Genomic DNA, 24,414 nt, shown 5'->3' on the forward strand with positions numbered 1-24,414 from the left:
GCTAGGCGCGGTGACGATAACCAAGCAAGGAGGTACGGCGGCATGAGCAAAATCCGCATATTGGACGAGCAGCTGGCGAACCAGATCGCCGCGGGCGAGGTCGTGGAACGGCCTTCCTCCGTCGTGAAGGAGCTGGTCGAGAACGCCATTGACGCCGGCAGCTCGACGATCGACATCGCCGTCGAGGAAGGCGGCCTGTCGCTGATTCGGGTGACGGACAACGGCTCCGGCATCGACGGCGACGACATCGAGACGGCGTTCTACCGCCATGCGACGAGCAAGATTTCGTCCGGCAAGGACCTGTTCCGCATCGCCAGCCTCGGTTTTCGCGGCGAGGCGCTCCCGAGTATCGCGGCCGTCGCGAAGGTGGAGTGCGTCTCCGCCCCGGACGCCGGCGGCCTCGGCCGCCGGCTCGTCATCGAAGGCGGCGCCATCGCGGCGAACGAAGCGGCGAACGCGCCGCAGGGCACCGATATCAGCGTGCGCGAGCTGTTTTACAATACGCCGGCCCGGCTGAAATACATGAAATCGATCCAGACCGAGATCGGCCACATCGCCGATTACGTGAACCGTCTGGCGCTGGCGCATCCCGGCATCGCCTTCACGCTGAAGCATAACGGCAGCACGCTGCTGCGCACGCTCGGCAGCGGCGACCGGCTGCAGACGTTCGCGGCCATCTACGGCACGGCGACCGCCAAGGCGATGCTGCCCGTGGAGGGCGACCATCCCGACTATGAGCTGCGCGGCGTCATCTCCAAGCCCGAGCAGACGCGCTCGAATCGCAACGGCATCACGATCGTCGTGAACGGGCGCTATATCAAGAGCTTCGTGCTGAACCAAGCGATGATGCAGGCGTACCATACGCTGCTGCCGATCAACCGGTTCCCGCTCGCGGTGCTGGAGCTTGGCATGCATCCGTCGCTGCTGGACGTGAACGTGCATCCGTCCAAGATGGAGGTCCGGTTCAGCAAGGAAGCGGAGCTCCGGGAATTCCTCGAGGACGCGATCCGGCGCGCGCTCGGCAAGCAGCGCCATATTCCCGGTCCCGCGGAACCGGCCGAACGGTCGAAGCCGGTCTTCGTGCAGGACCGGATCTCATTCCATCAGCCGGAGCCGCCGGCCGGGACCGAGGCGGAGCTGAACGCTGCGAAGCAGCTGCTTCGCGAGGAAACGGGCATTCGGCGCGACCTCGGTTTGTCCGGCCCCGCGCCGTCGCCGTTTGGCCGGCCCCCCGCAGCGGCGGAGATCGCGGCCGCGCTCGACAAGGCGGAGCGCTCATTCGGCGCCGTCCCGGCGGAGGCGCCGTGGAGCGCCGCGCCCGTGCGGAGCCAAGCGGCCGCGCCCCGCTTCGCCGGCGACAAGCCGGCCGTTCCGCGCGACGCGACGGAACGGCTGTACGCGCCGCCCGGCGGGCGGGAGCCTTGGCGCGCGGCGGAGCAGCAGACCGGCGGCTATGCCGCGCCGGCTCCGGCGGAGACGCCGCGCGAGGCCGGGCGCCTGCGGCCGGAAGCGCCGCAAGCGCCGGACAGCCGCGAGTACGCCGCGCCGGCTCCGGGCGGCCCTGAGCGGCTGGACGCCGCGGAAGCGGACGGCGCGGACGTTCCGTCCGCATCTCCGTCCGCGGCTGCTGCATCGTCCGCCGACCCCAATCCGGAGCGGCCTGCGGTTCCAGCAGCCCCGGCGTTTCCGGAGCTGTACTGGATCGGCCAGCTGCATGGCACGTATATCGTCGCGCAGAACGAGGAAGGGCTGTTCCTGATCGATCAGCACGCGGCGCACGAACGCATCAACTACGAATATTATTTGGATAAATTCGGCCGCCCTGAGCAGCCGAGCCAGCAGCTGCTCGTGCCGCTCACGCTGGAATTCACGGCGGCGGAGGCGGCGTCCCTGCAGGCGAAGCTGCCGATGCTGCGGGAAGCGGGCGTGGAGCTGGAGCCGTTCGGCGCCAATACGTTCCTCGTCCGTGCCTATCCGGAATGGCTGCCGGCCGGCGAGGAAGGGGACGTCATCGAGGAGATGGCGGACTGGCTGCTGCAGGAGCGCGGTGCCGTCGACATCGGCAAGCTGCGCGAGAAGTCGGCGATCATGTGCTCGTGCAAGGCGTCGATCAAGGCGAACGACCGGCTGACCCGCGAGGAAGGCGAGGGGCTGCTGCGCCGGCTCGCGGCGTGCGCGCAGCCGTACACTTGCCCCCACGGCCGGCCGATCGTCGTCCATATGACGACGTACCAGCTAGAGAAGATGTTCAAGCGGGTGATGTCATGATCGTCACGACGCCGCAGAAGCCCGCGCCCGAGCAGACCGAATACGCGCGCAGCCTCGCGGAAGAGCTCGGAGCCAGGTTCGTTCCCCGGAAGCAGGATTCGCTCCTGCTGCTGAAGGCCAAGTACGAGGACGACCGCCTGCTTGTTGCAGACGACCGCGGACTGCGCTATTATGAGAACTCGGAAGACCCCCTTTATTTTCATCCCAGCATGGCGTACGTCCGCGTCAAGCGGATGCGCAAGGGCGAGGGGGACCCGCTGATCGCGGTCACGGGCTGCGAGCCCGGCGATACGGTCGTCGACTGCACCGCCGGACTCGGCTCCGATTCGATCGTGTTCGCCTACGCCGTCGGCCCGGAAGGGGCAGTGACCGCGCTCGAGAGCGAGCGGGTGCTGTACACGGTCGTCCGCGAGGGGCTGCGTACGTACCGGACGCAGCACGAGGATGTGAACGAGGCGCTGCGCCGGATCGCGATGCGGTTGACCGACCATCTGGCCTATTTGAAGACCTTGCCCGACAAGAGTGTCGACATCGTTTATTTCGACCCGATGTTCCGCCAGCCAGTGCACGATTCTTCGGCGCTTTCGCCGCTGCGGGCGCTGGCGAACGGCGGGGCGCTCGGCGAAGAATCGGTCCGGGAGGCGCTGCGCGTCGCCCGCAAATGCGTCGCGCTCAAGGAGCATGCGGAGAGCGGCGAGTTCGAACGGCTCGGCTTCGAATGCCGGCACCGCAACAAAATCGCTTACGGAGTGATCATCCCGATATGAATTCAGCAACCGAACCATCCGCGAAACCGAAGCTGCTCGCGCTGATCGGACCGACCGCTGTCGGCAAGACGCGCCTCAGCCTCGACATCGCCAAAGCGTGGAACGCGGAAATCATCTCGGGCGATTCCATACAAGTGTACCGGGGCATGGATATCGGCACGGCCAAAATCAAGCCGGAAGAGCGGGAGGGCACCCCGCACCATATGATCGACATTTGCGACCCGGCGCACCCGTTCTCCGTGGCGGAGTTTCAGGAGCGCTGCGCGGTCTTGATCCCGGAGATCCAAAGCCGCGGCAAGCTGCCGTTCATCGTCGGCGGGACAGGCCTGTACGTGGAATCCGTCGCGTACGGCTACGGCTTCGCCGACGTCGGCTCCGACGACGCGTTCCGCGAGGAGATGGCGCAATTCGCGCTGAAGTATGGCGCCGAGGCGCTGCATGCCAAGCTGCGCGCCGTCGATCCGCAGGCCGCCGAACGGCTGCATCCGAACGACCGGCGGCGCGTCATCCGCGCCCTGGAAGTCCATCATCTGACGGGCACGACCTTCTCCGAGCAGCAGGCGGGACAGAAAAAGACGTCGACCTTCGAACTCTGTATCATCGGTTTGACGATGGACCGGGCGGAGCTGTATGCCCGGATCAACGAACGGGTGGAGCTGATGCTCGCGGAAGGACTGGTCGACGAGGTTCGCGGGCTGCTCGAGCGAGGCGTGCCGGCCGACGCCGTCTCCATGCACGGCCTAGGGTATAAAGAAATCGTGCCCTACCTGCAGGGGCACATCACGCTGGAGGCGGCGGTCGAGCTGCTGAAGCGCGACACGCGGCATTTCGCCAAGCGGCAGCTGTCCTGGTTCAGGCATATGCCTGACATTAATTGGATTGATGCCGGTGAAAATTTTAACAAGAATTTGCAAACGATTCATGCTATAATAGCAGGAAAGTTTAGGATGGAACCCGAATATACTGTTAATCAACCTTTTGACGATGGGGGTAACGCGCAATGAACAAATCTATCAACATTCAGGACACGTTCCTGAATCAACTTCGCAAAGACAGCGTGCCGGTAACCGTGTATCTGACGAACGGTTTCCAGATCCGCGGTGTCATCAAAGCATTCGACAACTTCACGATCGTCATTGACAGCGAAGGCCGCCAACAAATGGTGTACAAGCACGCGATTTCGACGTTTACCCCGCAGCGCAACGTCTCGCTCATGCAGGTTCAGGACAACGAAGCCTAAGCCACTCTTCGGGCATGTTTGAAACCTTTTCGCGACATGCATCGTTTAATTGGATATCGGCACGATAGAGCAGCCTTGCATCCGTGCGGGGCTGCTTTTCCGTTTGCGCGGAAATGCCCGTTTCGGGGCGGTCGTTGCCGTTTGTTTATGCATATAGGGCATAACTAGAGAGACAAGGCTTTCGAATTGGAGGGGATCTCAGCTTATGGCAGAAGGACCGCGAAGCAGGAAAGGCAAGACCGAGAAAAAGGCGAAACCGAGAAAGAAGCGCAACCGGCGCAAGCTTGCCGTCTGGCTGTTTTTCACGGCGGCCATCGCCGTCGTATGCGGCATCATCGGGTATATGCTCATCATATTGAATGGGGAACGCATCCTCGCCGACAATCAAGATAAATTCGAACTGCCGGAAGCGTCGACGATCTACGACAACGCCGGCAAGGAAATCATCAAGCTCGGCGCCAACCGCGAGAACGTGGATTTCAACGAGATTCCGGAGCTGATGCTCGACGCCGTCATCGCCACGGAGGACCAGCGCTTCGAGAAGCATTCCGGCATCGATCTGTGGTCGATCGGACGCGCGCTCGTGAAGGACGTCGTCGCGCGCAGCGCCGTCGAAGGCGGAAGCACGATCACACAGCAGCTGGCGAAGAACCTGTTTCTGACCCAGGACAAAACGTTCTTCCGGAAAGCGACGGAGGCGTCCATCGCCGTCGCGATCGAGCACAAGATGACGAAGGACGAAATCATCACGATGTACCTGAACCGGATCTATTTCGGCAAAGGCGCGTACGGGGTGCAGGCCGCGGCGCGAACCTATTTCAACGCCGACGTGAAGGACCTGAAGCTGTGGCAGATCGCGACGCTCGCGGCCATTCCGAAGGCGCCGTCGACGTATAACCCGATCAACAACCCGGACAATTCGAAGGAGCGCCGCGCCGTCGTGCTGTCGCTCATGGCGGACCAGGGCTACATCACCCAGGCCGAGATGGAAGAAGCCAAGGCCGTCGACTACAAGCCGGTACAACGTGACAAATCGGATGATTCCGCGACCTATCAAGCGTTTATCGACTATGTCATCGCCGAGGCTGAGAACGTCGGCGGCATTACGGAGGAAGAACTGCGCATCAAGGGCTACAAGATTTACACGACCTTGAACACGCAGGCACAGTCGGCCATGGAGAAGGAATTCGAGGACGACAACAACTTCGAGAAGAGCGTCGACGAGCAGAAGGAACAGGCCGCGATGATCATCGTGGACCACCGGAACGGTGAGATCCAAGGCCTCGTCGGCGGGCGCGATTACGTCAACAAGGGCTTGAACCGGGTGCTGGTGCCCCGTCAGCCCGGCTCGTCGTTCAAGCCGATCACGGTCTACGGCCCCGCCATCGAGACGGGCGACTGGTTCCCATGGTCGACGCTGCAGGACGTGAAGACCTGCTATGGCTCATACTGCCCGTCCGATTCCAACAAAGTGAAGTACCTCGGACCGATCCCGATGCGTCAATCCATCAAGGAATCGCGCAACGCGTCGGCCGTCTGGCTGCTGAACAAGATCGGCGTCAGCAAAGGGCTGGCTTTCGCCAAGAAGCTCGGTTTCGAGCTCGACCCCGAGAAGGACCGCAACCTGGCCATCGGGCTCGGCGGCCTGACGTACGGAGTGACGCCGTTCCAAATGGCGAAGGCGTACAGCGCGTTCGCCAACGACGGCAAGAGCGTCGACCCGCACGCGCTGATCAAGATTACTGATCAGGAAGACGAACCGATCTATACGTACAACGCGCCGAACGCCGAGCAGGTCATGAAGCCGGCCACGGCTGAGTACATGACGGATGTCCTGCAGGCCGTGCTCGAGAAAGGCGGCACCGGCGTGAACGCCCGCCTCGACCGTCCGGTCGCCGGCAAGACGGGCACGACGCAGAACGGGATTCCCGGTCTCAGCAACGGCTATAACCGCGACGCCTGGTTCTCGGGCTACACGCCCGAATGGACAGCCGTCGTCTGGATGGGGTATGATCGAACCGATAGGAATCACATGATCAAGAAGAGCAGCGAGCAGTCCGCCGCCATGTTCGGCAAGGTCATGCGCGAGGCGATGAAGGGCGTGCCGAAAGGCAGCTTCAAGAAACCCGCCGAGGAGCACGAAGAGAAGCCGCCGGTCGGCATCGCGAACTTCAGCGCCGTCTACAACGATCAGAAGGCCGCCGTCCAGCTGGCATGGTCGCCCGTGGAAGGCCAAGGCATGACGTACCGGATATACCGCAAAGCGACGGGCGAAGCGGAGTTTTCGCGGCTGATGGATTCGCTCACCGCGACAGGCGTGGACGACATGGCCATCGCGCCCGGCCTGAGCTACGAATATTACGTGGCGGCGTTCGATCCGTCCACGAACATGGAAGGCACGCCTTCGGCCGCCGTGACGGTGGACGTACCGGCCGCGGAGCTTCCGCCGGGCGAGCCGGATAACGGCGATGGCGGCCAAACGCCGGATAACGGCGGCCAAACCCCAGGCAACGGTGGTGAGACGCCGGATAACGGCGGGCAAACGCCGGACAACGGTGGACAGTCACCGGGCAACGGCGGACAGACGCCGGGTAACGGCGGGCAAACGCCGGGCAACGGCGGACAGTCACCAGGCAACGGCGGTCAGCCGACGAACGGCGGTCAGACGCCGGGCAACGGCAGTCTGCCGACGAACGGCGGTCAGACACCGGGTAACGGCAGTCAGAACCCGGATAACGGCGGCCAAACGCCGGTCAATGGCAATCAAACCCCGGGCGACGGTACGACGGCTCCGCCGGCCGGTGGCGGAACGGACGGCGGCAACGGCGCGGACGTCCCGCTCCTGACGACGCACTGATTCGGGCGACGAACCGGTTAGCGCGAACAGAACACAATGAATGCGATTGCGGAGGTTAAGACGAAGATGACAATGAAGAATCGGACGGCGCTTACGGTCGTCCTGTCCGCGATGCTGCTCGTAGCAGCCGCATGCGGCAACAAACCCGACGATACGGCAGCCAATAACCAAACCAATCAAGGCACGCAGACTGAAACGACGGCCGGCGGCAGTTCGAACGGCGGCGATAACGGCGCTTCGAACGCCGAGACCGGCCAACCCAAGCAGTGGTCCGAGAAGCCGAAGATGGCAATCGACCCGTCCAAATCGTACAGCGCCACCTTCAGCACGAACAAAGGCGATTTCACGATCGAGCTGTACGCCAAGGACGCGCCCGAGACGGTCAACAACTTCGTGTTCCTGTCCAAAGAGAAGTTTTACGACGGCGTAAAGTTTCATCGTATCATCCAGAGCTTCATGATCCAAAGCGGCGATCCGACCGGCACCGGCGCCGGCGGCCCGGGCTACACGATCCCGGACGAGCTGAACAAGGGCTACAAGTACGAGGAAGGCGTCATCGCCATGGCGAACACCGGCCAGCCGAATTCCGGCGGAAGCCAGTTCTTCATCTGCACCGGCGCGGACGCGGTTAACCTGAACAGCATGCCGAACTACACCATCTTCGGGAAAGTCACCTCGGGGATGGACGTCGTGAAGGCGATTGCCGCGACGCCGGTGACCTCGAATCCGGCAACGGGCGAGGAGAGCGCGCCGACGGAGGACGTCACGATCCAATCGATTTCGATTTCGGAGAAATAAGCTTGGCCATGGGGGAGAACGGCAGCGCGCCGTTCTCTTTTTCGTTTTGCGGACAAGCGGGACTTGGTTTATTTTCCGGGGTTAGTGGAGATGGACGTTAAGTTGTGGTAATCTTTTTTTAAAGATACCGAGGTTACGATGGAAAGGGCTCTGTTTATCTTTCTGGGGATGTGACTTGCATCTAGCTGCAGCCGTTTCATTTCGACGAGGGACATCGTCCTGCCGCTTGGTTGACGTACCGCGCAGCAAATGAAGCGAGATCCTAACGGAAAGGTCGTTCCGTATGAAGCGAAAATTTTCTGACCGGGCCAATTGGCGCCGCATTTTGCGCAGAAGCTATACGTGCCTGAACATGGACGGGGATGAGTTCAAGGGCTTGGTCACCTTTTACCGGATCCATGAATTGCGCGAGCCGTTGTGGAAAGAATACAACGGACGTAAATTATGCCTTGCCGACCGCGGATATTTGTGGATGCAGCATTTCCCCCGCGGCGAGCACTTTGTCGTCACGACGATGTTCGACGATAAGAACCGCGTCGTTCAATGGTATATCGATATTTGCAAGACGCAGGGGCTGACCGATCAGCAGGTGCCATGGTTCGACGATCTATATCTGGACGTCGTCGTGCTGCCGAGCGGAGAGGTCTTCCTGCTGGACGAAGACGAGCTCGAGGAAGCCGTGACGCAGGGAGCGGTCACGAACAAGGACGCCGCGCTCGCCCGCAAGACGGCCGGGCGGCTGCTGTCGACGATACGGAACGGACGGTTCCGGTATTTCACGTTAAGCCTGAAGCATCGCAAGACGCTGGCGCAGAGCGGGGAGCTCAGCGAGTCGTGAACGCGGCCGCCGTCTCCAAGCGCTCGTCCAAGCACTCGTCCAAGCGTTCGCCCAAACGCAGCTCCCGCAGAAAATTCCGCCCGTTCGTCTTCATTCTGCGGATCTGCGCCTGGGTGGCGGCGTTCGGCGCCTTCTGGTGCGCCTACCTGCTCTGGCTGATCGCCGGGTACGAGCTGCCGAAGCCGGTCCCCAAAGCGGACGCCGCGATCGTCCTCGGCGCGGCGCTTTGGTCCGATCAGCCAAGCCCCGGCTTGCAGGAGCGGCTCGATTACGCCTTCGAGCTGTACAAGCAGGGGCTGTTCGGCCATTTCATCCTGTCGGGCGGCCTCGACCATAACGGCTCCACGCTGACCGAAGCGGAGGGCATGCGGAATTATTTAGCGGCCAAGGGCGTCCCGGCCGCTGCTATGGTGCTCGAGAACGACGCCCGGAGTACTTACGAGAATTTATTGTTCAGCAAGCCGCTCGCCGCGAAGCGGGGATGGAAGCGGCTGCTCGTCGTCACCCACGATTTCCATGCGCCGCGGTCCGAGGATATTGCGGACTACTTGGACTATCCCAAGGCGAATACGACGGTGCTCGGCCGAAAGTCGAAGGTGCTGAACGTGACGTATAACTACTCCCGCGAGGTGTTGGCGTTCACCAAGTGGAAGGTCGACGAGCAGCTGATGCGGCTCGGCTTCCGGCTCCCGGATTCCTTCTGAAGCGCGCTCCCGGGCTCGGCTGGAATCTGTTAATATGCCTGCCATCGCTAGAATATAATGGATTAGATGCCAACGATCCAGTGAAGGATAGGTGATGGAGCAGACATGGACGATCGAGTCGTAACTTCCGGCGGCGGCGGCAATGGGCGGCCCGCCCGCCAAATCAATGTAGTCCTTCGCAACAGCGAGACGTTCGCAACTACCGGCAGCTCGCCTCCGCAGCTGGAGAGCGAACAAGCGCCGGCGGCCAGGCCGCTGACGCCGGGCGATCCGTTCCTCGACATTCAACGCGAACTCGATCCCATGGTCGGGCTGGAGAACGTCAAGACGCTGATATACGAGATCTATGCGCTGCTGCAGATCAGCCGGATGCGTTCCGACGCCGGCTTGTCGGGCGGCTCGCATGTGTACCATATGATTTTCACGGGCAATCCCGGCACGGGCAAGACGACCATCGCGCGCATCGTCGCGAAGCTGTTCCAGAAGATGGGCGTGCTGACCAAAGGCCATATGATCGAGGTGGAGCGGGCCGATCTCGTCGGCGAATACATCGGCCATACCGCGCAGAAAACGCGCGATCTCGTGCGCAAGGCGCTCGGAGGCGTCCTGTTTGTGGACGAAGCGTACAGCCTGGCGCGCGGCGGCGAGAAGGACTTCGGCAAGGAAGCGATCGACACGCTCGTGAAGGCGATGGAGGATTACCGCAACCAGTTCGTGCTCATTCTGGCTGGTTACCCGCTTGAAATCGAGCATTTCCTGATGACGAATCCCGGGCTGCCGTCTCGCTTCCCGATCCAGATCGATTTCCCCGATTACTCGATCGACCAGCTGATCCAGATCGCCGAGCTGATGGCCAAGAACCGGGATTACGCGCTGATGCCGCAATCGCTCTTCAAGCTGCGCCAGCATCTGATGCAAGAGAAGGCGATGTCCATGTTCGCCTTTAGCAACGCGCGCTACGTGCGCAATATTATCGAGAAGGCGTTTCGGCATCAAGCGGTCCGTTTAATGACCCAATATCCGACCGGTTCCCCGGGCAAGCAGGAGCTGATGTCCGTGCGGCCCGAGGATCTGAAGTGGGAGAAATGACCGACTGCCGAATGAATAAGGAGCGATAGACGACATCAATGCGGCCAACGACATACGATACGGATACGGACGCGAGGGAGCGGGCGATTCTCGTCAGCCTCGTCACGCCGGACATTAAGCGGGGCTCCGGCGATCCGGAGCTTTCGCTGCGCGAGCTGGTCAGCCTCGCCGAGACGGCGGGCGTCGAGGTGCTGGCGTCTTTGACGCAGAACAAGGAGAAGGTCGACACGAAGTGGTTCATCGGCAAAGGCAAGGTCGAGGAGCTACGCGCAGCCGCGGATGAGCTCGGTGCCACGACGGCGATCTTCGATCAGGAGCTCTCCGGCGCCCAAGTGCGCAATTTGGAGGAAGCGCTGGATCTGAAGATTATCGACCGCACGCAGCTGATCCTCGACATCTTCGCCCAGCGCGCCAAGACGCGGGAGGGCATCATTCAGGTCGAGCTGGCGCAGCTCAGCTACCTGCTGCCGCGGCTGTCGGGCCACGGCAAGAACCTCTCCCGGCTCGGCGGGGGGATCGGGACGCGCGGTCCTGGCGAATCGAAGCTTGAGACCGACCGCCGTCACATCCGCGCCCGGATCACGGATTTGAAGCATACGCTCGAGGAAGTCGTCCGGCACCGCAATTTGCACCGCGAACGCCGGAGGAAATCGGGCGTCCAGCAGGTCGCGCTCGTCGGTTACACGAACGCCGGGAAGTCGACGCTGCTGCGGGAGCTGACGCAGGCGGATGTTTACGTGGAGAACCAGCTGTTCGCCACGCTGGATCCGACGTCGCGCAGCTGGAAGCTGCCGAGCGGCAAGGAAGTCGTACTGACGGATACCGTCGGATTCATCCAGAATCTCCCGCACGACCTGATCGCGGCGTTCCGCGCCACGCTGGAAGAGGTGCTCGAAGCGGACCTCGTCCTGCATGTCGTCGACAGCGCCTCGGACATGCGCGAGGAGCAGATGGAGGTCGTGCAGCGCATCCTGGGCGAGCTCGGCGCCGCCGGCAAGCCGCAGGTGACGGTGTACAACAAGATCGACCTCGTCGGCGCAAACGGTCCGCAGCTCGTGCCGGCGAACGGGCCGGATACGCTCGCGATCAGCGCCTTCAATCCGGGCGATCTGGAGCGGCTGCGCCAAGCGGTGCAGGACAAGCTGACTGGGGATACCCGCACGTTCGCGCTGCCCGCGGAACGGGGCGATCTCATCGCTTTGGCCTACCGGTCGGGCGAGGTGCTCGAGCAGTCGGTCGACGGCGAGACGATGCTGATGACGGTACAATTGAACAAGCAGGATTACGCGCTGCACGGGCATAAGCTCGACGACTACGTGCGGCAGCCATAAGCAAACGCGAATGAGGAGAGACCGGAATCGTGAGACAGCAAGGAAATCATTGGCAAACGTTGACGATGTGGGCGGAGGCTGCGGAGCAGCAGGCCGCCCCTGTTTTTCGTTCGCTCGACGGCATCGCCGAACGCAATCAGTGGAAAGTCATCGATGCGTTCCAGAAGCATCGGGTAAGCGACTTTCATTTTAACGGCTCGACCGGTTACGGGTACAACGACCGCGGCCGGGAGGTGCTCGATCTGGTCTACGCGGACGTGATGGGCGCCGAGGCGGCGCTCGTTCGGCCGCATTTCGTGTCCGGGACGCATACGATCAGCTGCGCGCTGTTCGGGCTGCTTCGTCCGGGGGACGAGCTGCTCTACATCACCGGACGTCCGTACGATACGCTTCATAAAGTGATCGGCAAGCCCGGCGACGGCAAGGGCTCGCTGCAGGACTTCGGCATCGGATACGGAGAGGTCGCGCCGCTTGCCGATGGTTCAATCGACTGGGACGCCGTCGCGGCCCGCATCACGGAGCGGACGCGCGTCATCGGCATTCAGCGTTCGCGCGGCTACGATTGGCGTACGTCGTATACGGTCGCGCAGATCGGCGAGATGGTCGCGCGCGCGAAAGCGTTGAAACCCGACGTCTACGTGTTCGTAGACAACTGTTACGGCGAGTTCACGGAGGAGCTCGAGCCGACGCAGGTCGGCGTCGACCTCATGGCCGGCTCGCTGATCAAGAATCCGGGCGGCGGTCTCGCCCCGACCGGCGGGTACGTGGCCGGCACCAGGGAGGCGGTCGAGCTGACGGCTTACCGTCTGACGGCGCCGGGCATCGGGGGTGAAGTCGGAGCGACGCTCGGCACGCTGCGCGCGATGTTCCAAGGCTTGTTCCTCGCGCCGCATCTGGTCGGACAAGCCCTTAAGGGAAGCGTGTTCGGGGCGGCAATGTTCGAGCTGCTCGGCTTCGAGACCAACCCGCGCTTCGACGCGCCGCGCACCGATCTCATCCAGGCGATCCGCTTCAAGGAGGCTGACCAGCTGATCGCGTTCGTCCAGGGCGTCCAGCGCGCGTCGGCGGTCGACGCCCATGTCGTGCCCGAGCCGTGGGACATGCCGGGCTACGAGCATCCCGTCATCATGGCGGCAGGCACGTTCATGCAGGGCGGCAGTCTGGAGCTGTCGGCGGACGCGCCGATCCGTGAGCCGTACATCGCCTATATGCAGGGCGGGCTGACATACGCCCATGTCAAATACGGGGTTCTGAATGCTCTATCCGTCCTTGCCGAGCGAGAGTTGATTGTAATTAAACCTCACACAAAACCTCACACAACTTGACATGTTTTTGGCATGGCGGTACAATGAGAGCATACAATCAGTTACTGGAAGGTTGATGCGACATGGGTGACGAAATTCGCAGGAATATGGCGCTCTTTCCGATCGGCATCGTGATGAAGCTGACCGACTTGACCGCCAGGCAGATCCGGTACTACGAGCAGCACGAGCTGATCGTACCCGCCCGTACTTCCGGCAATCAGCGGTTGTTCTCATTTAACGACGTCGAACGGCTGCTGGAAATCAAATCGTTGATCGAAAAAGGCGTCAATATCGCCGGCATCAAGCAGGTCATGAATCCGGTCTCCAAGGAATCGGAGGACGCCACGGTCGTCAGCGAACTGTCGGAAGTGAAACGGCGCGAGCTTTCCGACGCGCAGCTGCACCGCCTGCTCAAACAGCAGCTGTTGGAGAAGAGACCGGGCAAGGCGTCTTTGATCCAAGGCCAGCTGTCCCGTTTCTATAACAAAAAGTAACGTCGCGCGACGCCGCAAGATTCGCACAATACTACGAAGACTGAGGAGATGATCCCGTGAGCTATACGAAAGATGACATTCGCCGCATCGCCCAGGAACAGAACGTCCGTTTTATCCGTCTGCAGTTCACCGACTTGCTCGGCACGATCAAGAACGTCGAAATTCCGGTCAGCCAGCTGGATAAAGCGTTGGACAACAAAATGATGTTCGACGGCTCGTCCATCGAGGGCTACGTACGTATCGAGGAATCCGACATGTACCTGTATCCGGATCTGGACACGTGGGTCGTCTTCCCATGGGTGGCCGAGGACCGCATCGCGCGCCTGATTTGCGATGTGTACATGCCGGACGGCACGCCGTTCGCCGGCGATCCGCGCGGCATTTTGAAGCGCGTGCTGAAAGAGGCGGAAGAGCTCGGCTTCACGTCGATGAACGTCGGTCCGGAACCGGAGTTCTTCCTGTTCAAGACGGACGCGAACGGCAATCCGACGACCGAGCTTAACGACCAAGGCGGCTACTTCGACCTCGCGCCGATGGATCTCGGCGAGAACTGCCGCCGCGAGATCGTGCTGACGCTCGAAGAGATGGGTTTCGAGATCGAAGCGTCCCACCACGAAGTGGCGCCGGGCCAGCACGAGATCGACTTCAAATACGCGGACGCGGTCAAGGCGGCCGACCAAATCCAAACGTTCAAGCTCGTCGTCAAGACGATCGCCCGCCAGCACGGCCTGCACGCCTCGTTCATGCCGAAACCGCTGTTCGGCGTCAACGGCTCCGGGATGCACTGCCACCAGTCGCTGTTCCGCGGCAGCGAGAACGCGTTCTACGATGAAAGCGACAAGCTGGGGCTCAGCCAGACGGCGCGTTATTATATGGCCGGCGTCCTGCGGCACGCCCGCGCGTTCGCAGCGATCACGAACCCGACTGTCAACTCGTACAAGCGTCTGGTGCCTGGCTACGAAGCGCCATGCTACGTGGCATGGTCGGCGAGCAACCGCAGCCCGATGATCCGTATTCCGGCTTCCCGCGGCGTCAGCACGCGCATCGAGGTGCGCAACCCGGATCCGGCGGCGAACCCGTATCTCGCGCTTGCTGTCATGCTGAAGGCCGGCCTCGACGGCATTCGCAATAAGCTGCCGCTGCCTGCGCCAACGGATCGCAACATCTACGTGATGACCGACGAAGAGCGGATCGACGAAGGCATTCCGAGCTTGCCGGACGACCTGAAGGAAGCGCTGACGGAGCTGCTGCGCAGCGAAGTCATGGTCGACGCGCTGGGCGACCACGCGCTGGCGCACTTCTACGAGCTGAAGGAAATCGAGTGGGACATGTACCGCACGCAAGTCCACGAGTGGGAAAGAGACCAGTACCTGTCGTTGTACTAAGTTTCACGCGAAGCAGAACCGAACCCTTTGGCGCCATTGGCGCCGAAGGTTTTTTTGTCGTCGAAGGCACGTTGGGACCGGGATGAAGCTTAGCGCTTATACAGGACAAAGCTCTTCGAACGGGAGAACCGCTCCCGATCGATCCTCCGCACTGGGACGTTCGCGGCCGCATAGTATGCCCTATCCGAGTACGACGAAAGGGTGTGGCACCGATGGCCGGGAAAACGAAGGCGAACGGCGGGGCGTTCAAGGTGAGCGGCTCGACGCTGTCACGCGTGGCTGCCGTCATGGTTCCCTTCTATACGAAAATCGCGACGAACCGCTGCTTCGCACTGCGATGGTCGAAGGCGGTAAGGCGGGGCGATCTCAACACGCTGCTTCGGTTGTTCAAGTCGGTGACGACGTTTACGAAACGGGACGGGTTCTCGACGAACGCGATCGGGTATTTCGTCGATATCGGATTCCCGGATCCGATCAGCACGTATACCAACGGCACGACGATTCCGCCTGGTTCGACGCAGTTCACGTTCTCGACGCCGATCCATCAAGCGATCGCGCGAGCCGTGCTGCCATTCTACCGGGCGCTCGCCCGATCGACAGCTTACGCGGCCGCGGTAGCGGCGGCGATTAACGGCAATCGGCTGGCGACGGTTCGCTGCCTCGTTCGACGAAAAGTGAAGACCGCGGCGCTCAAGTCGGTGCGGATCCGATTCTCCGGCGTCGAATTGAACTTTAAATACCGCAGCAGCCCGTTCACTTACCGTAACCTATTGTTCCGGGAATTAGGAGGTTAGGTGACATCTGCGATTCATGCGGGCACCAAGCACAAAAAAGGGGCAGCCGCCGCGCTCGTGAAAGCGGGAGGCTGCCCCTTGCTTGTTAACCCATTAATGGATGTCGCGGAAGAGTCCGATGACCTTGCCAAGAATGCTGACATTGCGGAGCCGAATCGGTTCCATCGTGGCGTTCTCTGGCTGCAGGCGGATATGATCCTTTTCTTTGTAGAAGGTTTTGACCGTGGCTTCGTCTTCTTCCGTCATGGCGACGACGATATCGCCGTTGTTCGCGTTCTGCTGCTGGCGGACGATGACGTAGTCGCCGTCGTGAATGCCCGCCTCGATCATGCTCTCGCCGATGACATTCAGAATGAAGACCGTATCGTCGCCGACTTTGTCTGCCGGCAGCGGGAAGTAATCCTCGATGTTCTCCGTCGCGGTGATCGGCACGCCGGCGGTAACCTTACCGACGACCGGCACTTTGGCGATCGCGAGCGGGAACGGAATCTCGTTGCCCTCGCCGTCCAGAATTTCGATCGCGCGCGGTTTGGTCGGGTCGCGCCGGATCAGGCCTTTCTTCTCCAGCCGGTCCAAGTGGCCATGAACGGTCGAGCTGGAAGCAAGTCCGACCGCTTCGCCGATCTCGCGCACGGAAGGGGGGTAACCTTTATCCCGGACTTCCGTCTTGATGAATTCTAGGATCGCCTGCTGGCGGGTTGAAAGTTTCGACACCGGAATCACTCCATAAGGTTCATTTGTGTAAAATTATAGCACAGAACCGGAGTTCGTACAAACATAAGTTCGAGAAACACAGGTTCGCATCGAATGGCGAACAAATGTTCTAAAAAGTGATTGACGCCAAACGGATGTTCGTGTTAAGCTGAGTGCATAAACAGAACAAATGTTTGGGGTGCTGATGATCATGCAAACAATCTCGACATACTCGACTGCTTATACCAATAAGAAACCCGCCGTTCGCAAAGCGAACGTATCGCGCAAGGAGCGCGCCATTGAACGGCTGTTGCTCCGTCTCGCCGCCGCCTCGCTGTTTTTCGTCCTGCTGTTCGTTGGGCTCACTTTAATGAAGGGACACGCGGACAGCGACCTTCCCGCCGTGCCGGCGGAAGGCGAGCAGACCATCGTTGTCGGAGCCGGCGATACGCTGTGGGACATCGCCAGCAGCGTGCGCAAGGAAGGCGAAGATATTCGCCGAACGGTCTACGATTTGCAGAAGCGGAACAATTTAAGCTCCTCTTCCTTACGGGCTGGCCAGACGCTCATTATACCTGCGGAAGACCGGGAGTAGCGCCGGGCATAAGCAGACGACGAAGACCGAACGCATTCGTTCGGTCTTTTCTTCCGTTCGGTGATGTCCAGCTCTGCGAGGAGGCTGCCTTGCCTTGACAATGACCGTTATAAAATGTCAAAGTAAAGGATGGGATATTGCCCGAAGGACGAGAGGAGAAGACCTGCATGGAGAAAATCATCGCTCGCATCAACGAGCTTTCCCGAAAGAATAAATCGGTCGGGCTGACGGCGGAGGAGCTTGCGGAACGCGACGAGCTGCGCCGCATCTACCTGGACAATTTCAAACGCAACTTCCGCAACCAGCTGGATACGATCAAGTGGGCGGAAGACGAAGAAAACGACGATTCCATCAAGCATTAAGCGAATATTCGAGGAGGGGTAACCGAATGCGATATCGGCTATTGGGCCGCAGCGGTCTTGCGGTGTCGGAACTCTGCCTGGGCACGATGACGTTCGGCAACACGACGAGCGAAGCGGATTCCATCGCGATGGTCCATGATTTCCTGGACCGGGGCGGCAATTTCCTGGATACCGCGAACGTATACGTGCAGGGCAAGTCGGAGGAGATCGTCGGCAAAGCGATCAAGGGCCGGCGCGCGGAAACGGTGCTGGCGACGAAGGTCCGGTTCATGACAGGCGCGCACCCGAACAGCGGCGGCGTCTCGCGCAAGCATATCATGGACGCGGCGGAAGCAAGCCTGAAGCGGCTGGACACCGACTACATCGACCTCTATCAGGTGCATGTCTGGGACCACGCGACGCCGATCGAAGAGACGCTCCGCGCGCTGGACGACTTGATCACGGCGGGGAAAGTTCGCTACATCGGCTGCTCGAATTTCTTCGCGTGGCAGCTGATGAAGTCGCTGGCCGTCAGCGACCGCGAGCGTTACGCCCGGTTCGTGTCGATTCAGCCGCAGTACAGTCTCGTAAGCCGCGAGATGGACCGCGAGATGATGTCCTTATGCCTGGAGGAGAACGTCGGCGTCATTCCGTGGGCGCCGCTCGGCGGTGGGTTCCTGACGGGCCGCTACACCCGCGAGGAACCGTCCAGCGGACGCTTGACCGCCAAGCAGGGCGAGAGCTCGTGGGCGCTGCGCGCGTCCGACAAAAACTTCGCCGTACTCGAGGCGGTGCAGTCCGCGGCAAAGGAATTGGGCAAGACGCCGGCGCAGGTCGCACTGGCCTGGCTGCTGCGGCGCGAAGGCATCACATCGCCGATCTTCGGGGCGAGCACGCTTGCGCAATACGAAGAGAACATGGGCGCGGCCGGCTGGACGATGCCGGACGAGATATGGAACGCCCTCGACGAAGCGAGTGCGCTTCCGAGCGAATATCCGAACCGGTTCATCGCCAAATTCGCCCGTCCGTTCTGACCGTGCGTTTACATAGGAAGAAGCAAGTGAACGAGAGATGGGTTTGCATCATGTTGAGGGGGTTCATTCGTGTCCAGATCGTGGCAGCGTAAAGTGCAAAAAAACCAGGAATTAATCAACAAACAGCGAAAGAAGCGCGGAGAAGCCCCGTTAATGGCCGCCGCCAAGTCCGGAGGCGCGGCTGGGGTGGACACCTTTAAGGGACGCAGTTTTTTAATGCCGGCGTTCCTGCTGCTCTTCATTCTGTTCTACGTGATCGTGACGGTCACGTCCGACGCGTTCAAGCAGGGCGATACGATGTTCTGGGTGACGATCGGGTGCTACGTGCTGCTCGCGGGTTTGTTCGTCCTGCGCCGCCCGTATCTGGCGGTCGGCCGCGATTTCGTCCGTTCCCGCCGGTTCACGGGGGATCGCAACATCTACGTCAGCAACATCAAGGGTATCAACGCGCAGAAGGGCTACATCGTCATCGAGCAGCACAAGGGCGGCAACTGGGTGTTCTCCCGCGTCATGAACCGCTATCCGACGGAGCAAATGGCTTCGCGCTTGAAAGTCTTCGCGGAACAGAACGCAATTCCGTTTACCGAAAAATAACCAGAGTGGAGTGCAACAGGAACCATGGCCAAACAAGCAGTTTTGTTCGATCTGGACGATACGCTCCTATGGGACGACCGCAGCGTGCAGGAAGCGTTCGACGCGACCTGCGCGGCGGCGGCGGCCCTTACCGGCGTCGACGCCAGAGCACTGGAGGAAGCCGTCCGCCGCGAAGCGCGTGCGCTCTATGAATCGTACGAGACGTTTCCGTTTACGAAAATGATCGGCATTAACCCTTTCGAAGGGTTGTGGGCGAACTTCCTGGAAGGTGAGCAGGAGGAGTTCCGCAAGCTTGGAGCGCTCGCGCCCGGTTACCGCAAGGACGCATGGACCCGCGGCCTGCAGGCGCTCGGCGTGAATGACGAAGCGCTAGGCGCCGAGCTGGCGGAGCAGTTCCCGGCGGAGCGGCGCAAACGGCCGTACGTGTACGAAGAGACGTTCGAGGTGCTTAACGAGTTGAAAGGGAAGTACAAGCTGCTGCTGCTGACGAACGGTTCGCCGGACCTGCAGCGCGAGAAGCTCGCCGGCGTGCCCGACATCGTCCCGTACTTCGACCATATCGTGATTTCGGGCGAGTTCGGCAAGGGCAAGCCGTCTGCGGACATTTTCCGTCATGCGCTGGAGCGGCTCGGCATCGAGCCAGAGCACGGCATCATGGTCGGCGACAAGCTGACGACCGACATTCTCGGCGCGAACACGATCGGCATGACCTCGGTGTGGGTCAATCGCCACGGCGCGACGCGCACGGACGACATCATCCCTACGCATGAAATCAAGCATTTGTCGGAACTGCTGCCCCTGCTGGCGTAGCCGTTCGCGGCCATCGGCCGGACTTCGGCAGGGATGCCGGAGCCGATAGCGAGACCTGCGGCAAGCAACCAACAGAATGCATTGAACAACATGCATTCAAAAGTATGCGGCCAGTAAAAAAAGAGACGCGTCGATGGCGATGGACGGGTCTCTTTTTTTGCATGGTTGCGGTGGCTCGAGCCTAGGGCTCATAAGGAGCGGTGCGCTTACGCGAACGCCGGGTCTTCGACGTTGTGCGCAATCCAGCCGTCTTTCTCAATGAACAGGCGGACGGCGATGATCTGGCGGCTGTCCATCAGCGTGAAGAAGTGGTTCTTGTTCTCCGGCACGGAAATGACATCGCCGGCTTCGAGCTCGACGTCGAAGTAGCCCGTCTCCTCGTCGCCTTTAATGATGAAGATGCCGCGGCCGGATACGATGCCCCGAATTTCGTCTTCGGTATGCGTATGGATCTGCTCGAATTTCTTCAGCAGCTCTTCGATGTTCGGGGTGGCGTCGGAGAGGGAGATCACGTCCCAAATCTGATACCCGCGGCGGGCGGCGAGGTCGCGGATCTCGGCGTCGAACGTCGTCAGAATCGTCGCCTTCTCTTCGTCGCTCAGGACGAATTTGTCCTGCAGTTCGGCCGGGAGCTTGGAAGCGTCCCAGTGCTCGTACAGCACTTCCTGTTTGTCCAAAAACGCCCGGACGTTCGCTTCGCCGGTAATGCGTTCGTTCGTGTTGCGAATACGGATTTCTGCCATGCGAATCCCTGCTTCCTTCAATAAGATCGTAATTCCGATATGAATAAGTATAGAACATATTCCGGGACCTGTCGACCGGCGCTGCGGAGGCTTTTCGATACGGATGAACATGCCTTTTCACCGGGGACGAATTCTGGTAGAGTATAGGGAAATGATTTTTTGAGCTGAACCTTGACCAGCCCTTGAACGAAGGTTCGGCGGCGAGCGGCAGCTTCGGAAGGGAAGTGCATCAATGACGAAACCGACAATCAAAGAAGAGCTAGGGAAGCGCATTCTCATCTTGGACGGTGCCATGGGAACGATGATTCAGCAGCGCGACCTCGGTCCGGATGACTTTGGCGGCGACGAGCTGGAGGGCTGCAACGAGATGCTCGTGCTGACCCGTCCGGACGTCATCCGCGACATACATGAGGAATATTTGGCCGCGGGCGCGGATATTCTCGAAACGAATACGTTCGGCGCGACGAGCGTCGTGCTGGCGGAATACGACATCCCGGAGAAAGCCAGGGAGATCAACCTGGCGGCCGCGAAGCTGGCTCGCGACGCGGCGGATAAGTACTCCACGCCGGACAAGCCGCGGTTCGTGGCCGGCGCGCTCGGGCCGACGACGAAGACGCTCTCCGTCACCGGCGGCGTGACGTTCGACGAGCTCGTCGACAGCTATTACGAACAGGCAATCGCGCTTATCGAAGGCGGCGTAGACGCGATGCTGCTGGAGACGTCTCAGGATACGCTGAACGTCAAAGCCGGCACGATCGGCATTCAGCGCGCCTTCGAGGCGGCAGGCAAGACGCTGCCGCTCATGATCTCGGGCACGATCGAACCGATGGGCACGACGCTCGCGGGGCAGAACATCGAATCGTTCTACATTTCGCTCGAGCATATGAATCCGGTCTCGATCGGCCTCAACTGCGCCACGGGACCAGAGTTCATGCGCGACCATATCCGTTCGCTCGCGGGCATCGCCCGCACCGCGGTCAGCTGTTATCCGAACGCGGGCCTGCCGGACGAGAACGGCAACTACCACGAGTCGCCGGCATCGCTCGCGAAGAAGATCGCCGATTTCGCCGAGAACGGCTGGCTGAACATCGCGGGCGGCTGCTGCGGCACGACCCCGGCGCATATCAAGGAGCTGGCCGAGACGCTCGCGAACTACGCGCCGCGCAGCCAATACGGCGACCACCCGCCGGCCGTATCCGGCATCGAGACGGTGTATATCGAGGATGAGAACCGCCCGATCATGATCGGGGAACGGACGAACATTTCCGGCTCGCGGAAATTCAAACGCCTTATTAAAGAAGAGAAATTCGACGAGGCGTCGGAAATCGCCCGCGCCCAGGTCAAGGGCGGCGCGCAAGTCATCGACATCAACCTGCAGGACACGGACATCGACGAGGCTTACGCCGTAAAGCGGTTCCTGCCGGAGGTCGTCAAAAAAATCAAAGTGCCGCTCATGCTCGATTCCACGTACGACCATATCATCGAGCTTGGGCTCAAATATTCGCAGGGCAAGGCGATCATCAATTCCATCAACCTGGAGGACGGCGAGTCGAAGTTCGAGAAGATCCTGCCGCTCATCCACCGTTACGGGGCGGCGGTCGTCTGCATCCTGATCGACGAACGCGGCCAGGCGGTGTCGCGCGAAGCGAAGATGGAAGTGGCAACGCGCGCGTACGAGCTGCTGACGGAGAAGTACGGCATGCAGCCGGAAGACATCATTTTCGACCCGAACATGTTCCCGGTCGGCTCCGGCGATCCGCAGTACATCGGCTCCGCCGTCGAGACGATCGAAGGGATCAAGATGATCAAAGCCAAGTACCCGCGCGCGAAGACGATTCTCGGCCTCAGCAACATTTCGTTCGGCTTGCCCGACGCCGGCCGCGAAGTGCTGAACTCGGTCTATCTCTACCACACGACGAAGGCCGGCCTCGATTATGCGATCGTGAACACGGAGAAGCTGGAACGGTACGCGTCCATTCCGGAAGAGGAACGGCGCTTGGCGGAAGACCTGATCTACAACACGAACGACGAGACGCTCGCCGCGTTCGTCGCCGCGTTCCGCGAGAAGAAAGTCGAGAAGAAGGAGAAGGTCTCCACCCTGACCCTCGAGGAGCGGCTCGCCTCGTATATCGTGGAGGGCACGAAGGAAGGACTTTTCCCGGACCTGGACGAAGCGCTCGGCAAGTACCCGCCGCTTGACATCATCAACGGCCCGCTCATGAAGGGCATGGAGGAAGTCGGACGGCTGTTCAACAACAACGAGCTGATCGTCGCAGAGGTGCTCCAGAGCGCCGAGGTGATGAAGGCGTCCGTTACGTACCTCGAGCCGCATATGGAGAAGTCGGAATCCGCGGTCAAAGGCAAGATCATGCTCGCGACCGTCAAGGGCGACGTGCACGACATCGGCAAGAACCTGGTCGAGATCATCCTCTCGAACAACGGCTACAAGATCATTAACCTCGGCATCAAAGTACCGCCCGAGCAGCTCATTGAAGCATATCGCAGCCAGCCGGTCGACGCGATCGGCCTCTCCGGCTTGCTCGTCAAATCGGCGCAGCAGATGGTCGTGACGGCGCAGGATTTGCGGAATGCCGGCATCGACGCGCCGATTCTGGTCGGCGGCGCCGCGCTGACGCGGAAGTTCACGAAGACGAGGATCGGACCGGAATACGACGGTCTCGTCCTATACGCGAAGGACGCGATGGACGGCCTCGATATCGCCAATAAACTGATGGATCCGGCGCATCGCCGCGCGTACGAGGAAGAAATGGCGGCGTTCAAGGCGTCCGGCGCGCTGGACGAAGCCGAGAAGAAGCCGCTGCCGGAACTGACCCGCGCGGTCCGCTCGAACATCTCGCCGGACGCGCCTGTATACATCCCGCCGGATACGGACCGTCACGTCCTTCGGAACGTGCCGATTCCGCACATCGTTCCGTACGTCAACATGCAGATGCTGCTCGGCCATCACCTGGGGCTGAAGGGCAACATCGACGCGCTGCTGAAGGAAGGCAACGAGAAAGCGGTCAGTTTGAAGGCAACGGTCGACGGTCTGCTTGAGGAAGCGGCGAAAGGCCAATTGCAGGCGCACGGCATGTACCGGTTCTTCCCCGCGCAGTCGGCGGGCAACGACATCATCATTTACGATCCGCAGCGGCCTGGCGTCGAGATCAAGCGGTTCACGTTCCCGCGTCAGCACGTGGAGCCGTACTTGTGCCTCGCAGACTTCTTGAAATCCGTGGACAGCGGCGTCATGGATTACGTCGGTTTCCTCGTGGTAACGGCGGGCGAAGGCGTGCGGGAGAAAGCGGGGGAGCTGAAGGACAACGGCGACTACCTGCGCTCCCACGCGCTGCAGGCGGTGGCGCTCGAGGTCGCGGAGGCGCTCGCCGAACGCGTGCATCATATGATGCGCGATACGTGGGGCTTCCCGGATCCGCCGGAGATGACTATGAAGCAGCGCCACGGGGCGCGGTACCAAGGCATCCGGGTCTCGTTCGGGTACCCGGCCTGTCCGAACCTGGAGGACCAGGAACCGCTGTTCGAGCTCATGCATCCGGAGGACATCGGAGTCCGCTTGACGGAAGGCTTCATGATGGAGCCGGAAGCGTCGGTCTCCGCCATGGTGTTCGCGCATCCGGAAGCGCAGTATTTCAACGTCGAGAAAGCATAGCCGAGATCGGCCACCCTCCGAAGCCTGGTATGAACCTTGCCCTTCGGAGGGTATTGTTATAAGGA

General features: G+C 61.0%; 22 protein-coding genes. 20 read left to right on the top strand and 2 right to left on the bottom strand.

What is annotated here, in order from left to right; all coding sequences use genetic code 11:
- The first annotated feature begins 42 nt into the window (after positions 1-42).
- From mutL to ACFPB1_RS09415, 14 genes are all read left to right on the top strand, one after another.
- Positions 43-2,268, top strand: a complete 2,226-nt coding sequence (gene mutL / locus ACFPB1_RS09350) for a DNA mismatch repair endonuclease MutL (protein ID WP_379224367.1) — start codon at positions 43-45, stop codon at positions 2,266-2,268.
- Positions 2,265-3,035: a class I SAM-dependent methyltransferase gene (locus ACFPB1_RS09355; RefSeq protein ID WP_379224369.1), complete on the top strand. Its 771-nt coding sequence runs from the start codon at positions 2,265-2,267 to the stop codon at positions 3,033-3,035. The genes mutL and ACFPB1_RS09355 overlap by 4 nt, the downstream gene beginning before the upstream one ends.
- A complete protein-coding gene (miaA, locus tag ACFPB1_RS09360; protein ID WP_379224371.1) occupies positions 3,032-4,039 on the top strand; it encodes a tRNA (adenosine(37)-N6)-dimethylallyltransferase MiaA in 1,008 nt (335 codons plus the stop codon). The genes ACFPB1_RS09355 and miaA overlap by 4 nt, the downstream gene beginning before the upstream one ends.
- The gene (gene hfq / locus ACFPB1_RS09365) at positions 4,036-4,275 is read left to right on the top strand and encodes an RNA chaperone Hfq (RefSeq protein ID WP_090635997.1); all 240 of its coding nucleotides are present in this window, start codon (positions 4,036-4,038) and stop codon (positions 4,273-4,275) included. The genes miaA and hfq overlap by 4 nt, the downstream gene beginning before the upstream one ends.
- Before the next feature lie 205 nt (positions 4,276-4,480).
- Positions 4,481-7,132, top strand: a complete 2,652-nt coding sequence (locus ACFPB1_RS09370; protein WP_379224374.1) for a PBP1A family penicillin-binding protein — start codon at positions 4,481-4,483, stop codon at positions 7,130-7,132.
- A 66-nt stretch (positions 7,133-7,198) separates the two neighbouring features.
- On the top strand, positions 7,199-7,930 hold the full coding sequence (locus tag ACFPB1_RS09375; protein WP_379224376.1) for a peptidylprolyl isomerase: 732 nt from the start codon (positions 7,199-7,201) through the stop codon (positions 7,928-7,930).
- Between the two features lie 283 nt (positions 7,931-8,213).
- Positions 8,214-8,768 (top strand): DUF402 domain-containing protein, encoded by a 555-nt coding sequence (locus ACFPB1_RS09380; protein ID WP_379224378.1) that lies wholly within the window; start codon positions 8,214-8,216, stop codon positions 8,766-8,768.
- Positions 8,765-9,472: a YdcF family protein gene (locus ACFPB1_RS09385; protein WP_379224380.1), complete on the top strand. Its 708-nt coding sequence runs from the start codon at positions 8,765-8,767 to the stop codon at positions 9,470-9,472. The genes ACFPB1_RS09380 and ACFPB1_RS09385 overlap by 4 nt, the downstream gene beginning before the upstream one ends.
- 105 nt (positions 9,473-9,577) lie before the next feature.
- A complete protein-coding gene (locus ACFPB1_RS09390; protein ID WP_379224382.1) occupies positions 9,578-10,561 on the top strand; it encodes an AAA family ATPase in 984 nt (327 codons plus the stop codon).
- 38 nt (positions 10,562-10,599) lie between these two features.
- Positions 10,600-11,892 (top strand): GTPase HflX, encoded by a 1,293-nt coding sequence (hflX, locus tag ACFPB1_RS09395; RefSeq protein WP_379224385.1) that lies wholly within the window; start codon positions 10,600-10,602, stop codon positions 11,890-11,892.
- A 65-nt stretch (positions 11,893-11,957) separates the two neighbouring features.
- Positions 11,958-13,217 (top strand): aminotransferase class I/II-fold pyridoxal phosphate-dependent enzyme, encoded by a 1,260-nt coding sequence (locus tag ACFPB1_RS09400; protein WP_379224545.1) that lies wholly within the window; start codon positions 11,958-11,960, stop codon positions 13,215-13,217.
- A 62-nt stretch (positions 13,218-13,279) separates the two neighbouring features.
- Positions 13,280-13,690 (top strand): MerR family transcriptional regulator, encoded by a 411-nt coding sequence (locus ACFPB1_RS09405; RefSeq protein WP_161741990.1) that lies wholly within the window; start codon positions 13,280-13,282, stop codon positions 13,688-13,690.
- Between the two features lie 56 nt (positions 13,691-13,746).
- Positions 13,747-15,075 carry a type I glutamate--ammonia ligase gene (gene glnA / locus ACFPB1_RS09410; RefSeq protein ID WP_379224388.1) on the top strand — a complete coding sequence of 443 codons (1,329 nt, stop codon included), beginning with the start codon at positions 13,747-13,749 and terminating at the stop codon, positions 15,073-15,075.
- A 212-nt stretch (positions 15,076-15,287) separates the two neighbouring features.
- Positions 15,288-15,869: a hypothetical protein gene (locus ACFPB1_RS09415; protein ID WP_379224390.1), complete on the top strand. Its 582-nt coding sequence runs from the start codon at positions 15,288-15,290 to the stop codon at positions 15,867-15,869.
- A 93-nt stretch (positions 15,870-15,962) separates the two neighbouring features.
- On the opposite strand, the gene lexA is transcribed toward ACFPB1_RS09415, so the two are convergent.
- Entirely contained in the window at positions 15,963-16,583 is a 621-nt protein-coding gene (lexA, locus tag ACFPB1_RS09420; RefSeq protein WP_379224392.1) for a transcriptional repressor LexA, read from the bottom strand.
- Between the two features lie 190 nt (positions 16,584-16,773).
- On the opposite strand from lexA, the gene ACFPB1_RS09425 reads away from it, so the two are divergent.
- The 5 genes from ACFPB1_RS09425 (at position 16,774) to ACFPB1_RS09445 (ending at position 19,936) form a co-directional block, all read left to right on the top strand.
- Positions 16,774-17,157, top strand: coding sequence for a LysM peptidoglycan-binding domain-containing protein (locus ACFPB1_RS09425; protein ID WP_379224394.1), 384 nt, complete (start codon positions 16,774-16,776; stop codon positions 17,155-17,157).
- A gap of 167 nt (positions 17,158-17,324) precedes the next feature.
- Positions 17,325-17,519, top strand: a complete 195-nt coding sequence (locus ACFPB1_RS09430; protein WP_379224396.1) for a DUF896 domain-containing protein — start codon at positions 17,325-17,327, stop codon at positions 17,517-17,519.
- 26 nt (positions 17,520-17,545) lie between these two features.
- A complete protein-coding gene (locus tag ACFPB1_RS09435; protein WP_379224398.1) occupies positions 17,546-18,532 on the top strand; it encodes an aldo/keto reductase in 987 nt (328 codons plus the stop codon).
- Positions 18,533-18,718: 186 nt separating this feature from the next.
- Positions 18,719-19,126 carry a hypothetical protein gene (locus ACFPB1_RS09440; protein WP_379224400.1) on the top strand — a complete coding sequence of 136 codons (408 nt, stop codon included), beginning with the start codon at positions 18,719-18,721 and terminating at the stop codon, positions 19,124-19,126.
- Positions 19,127-19,150: 24 nt separating this feature from the next.
- Positions 19,151-19,936 (top strand): HAD family hydrolase, encoded by a 786-nt coding sequence (locus ACFPB1_RS09445; RefSeq protein ID WP_379224402.1) that lies wholly within the window; start codon positions 19,151-19,153, stop codon positions 19,934-19,936.
- Positions 19,937-20,142: 206 nt separating this feature from the next.
- On the opposite strand, the gene ACFPB1_RS09450 is transcribed toward ACFPB1_RS09445, so the two are convergent.
- Positions 20,143-20,679: a 1,2-dihydroxy-3-keto-5-methylthiopentene dioxygenase gene (locus ACFPB1_RS09450; protein WP_379224404.1), complete on the bottom strand. Its 537-nt coding sequence runs from the start codon at positions 20,677-20,679 to the stop codon at positions 20,143-20,145.
- Between the two features lie 232 nt (positions 20,680-20,911).
- Here ACFPB1_RS09450 and metH point away from each other — a divergent pair, with 232 nt between their 5' ends.
- A complete protein-coding gene (metH, locus tag ACFPB1_RS09455) occupies positions 20,912-24,349 on the top strand; it encodes a methionine synthase (protein WP_379224406.1) in 3,438 nt (1,145 codons plus the stop codon).
- Positions 24,350-24,414: the final 65 nt, after the last annotated feature.

Origin of the sequence: Paenibacillus sp. GCM10023250, from assembly GCF_042653205.1 — a bacterium.
Lineage (GTDB): Bacteria > Bacillota > Bacilli > Paenibacillales > Paenibacillaceae > Paenibacillus_Z.

Excerpts from the sequence above, each read along its gene's own strand:
- ACFPB1_RS09400 (WP_379224545.1), top strand. The coding sequence starts at position 11,958 with ATGTGGGCGGAGGCTGCGGAGCAGCAGGCCGCCCCTGTTTTTCGTTCG.
- ACFPB1_RS09370 (WP_379224374.1), top strand. The coding sequence starts at position 4,481 with ATGGCAGAAGGACCGCGAAGCAGGAAAGGCAAGACCGAGAAAAAGGCG.
- mutL (WP_379224367.1), top strand. The coding sequence starts at position 43 with ATGAGCAAAATCCGCATATTGGACGAGCAGCTGGCGAACCAGATCGCC.
- ACFPB1_RS09445 (WP_379224402.1), top strand. The coding sequence starts at position 19,151 with ATGGCCAAACAAGCAGTTTTGTTCGATCTGGACGATACGCTCCTATGG.
- ACFPB1_RS09375 (WP_379224376.1), top strand. The coding sequence starts at position 7,199 with ATGACAATGAAGAATCGGACGGCGCTTACGGTCGTCCTGTCCGCGATG.
- hflX (WP_379224385.1), top strand. The coding sequence starts at position 10,600 with ATGCGGCCAACGACATACGATACGGATACGGACGCGAGGGAGCGGGCG.
- ACFPB1_RS09380 (WP_379224378.1), top strand. The coding sequence starts at position 8,214 with ATGAAGCGAAAATTTTCTGACCGGGCCAATTGGCGCCGCATTTTGCGC.
- ACFPB1_RS09355 (WP_379224369.1), top strand. The coding sequence starts at position 2,265 with ATGATCGTCACGACGCCGCAGAAGCCCGCGCCCGAGCAGACCGAATAC.
- metH (WP_379224406.1), top strand. The coding sequence starts at position 20,912 with ATGACGAAACCGACAATCAAAGAAGAGCTAGGGAAGCGCATTCTCATC.
- ACFPB1_RS09450 (WP_379224404.1), bottom strand. The coding sequence starts at position 20,679 with ATGGCAGAAATCCGTATTCGCAACACGAACGAACGCATTACCGGCGAA.
- ACFPB1_RS09390 (WP_379224382.1), top strand. The coding sequence starts at position 9,578 with ATGGACGATCGAGTCGTAACTTCCGGCGGCGGCGGCAATGGGCGGCCC.
- ACFPB1_RS09405 (WP_161741990.1), top strand. The coding sequence starts at position 13,280 with ATGGGTGACGAAATTCGCAGGAATATGGCGCTCTTTCCGATCGGCATC.
- ACFPB1_RS09415 (WP_379224390.1), top strand. The coding sequence starts at position 15,288 with ATGGCCGGGAAAACGAAGGCGAACGGCGGGGCGTTCAAGGTGAGCGGC.
- ACFPB1_RS09425 (WP_379224394.1), top strand. The coding sequence starts at position 16,774 with ATGCAAACAATCTCGACATACTCGACTGCTTATACCAATAAGAAACCC.
- ACFPB1_RS09430 (WP_379224396.1), top strand. The coding sequence starts at position 17,325 with ATGGAGAAAATCATCGCTCGCATCAACGAGCTTTCCCGAAAGAATAAA.
- hfq (WP_090635997.1), top strand. The coding sequence starts at position 4,036 with ATGAACAAATCTATCAACATTCAGGACACGTTCCTGAATCAACTTCGC.
- ACFPB1_RS09435 (WP_379224398.1), top strand. The coding sequence starts at position 17,546 with ATGCGATATCGGCTATTGGGCCGCAGCGGTCTTGCGGTGTCGGAACTC.
- miaA (WP_379224371.1), top strand. The coding sequence starts at position 3,032 with ATGAATTCAGCAACCGAACCATCCGCGAAACCGAAGCTGCTCGCGCTG.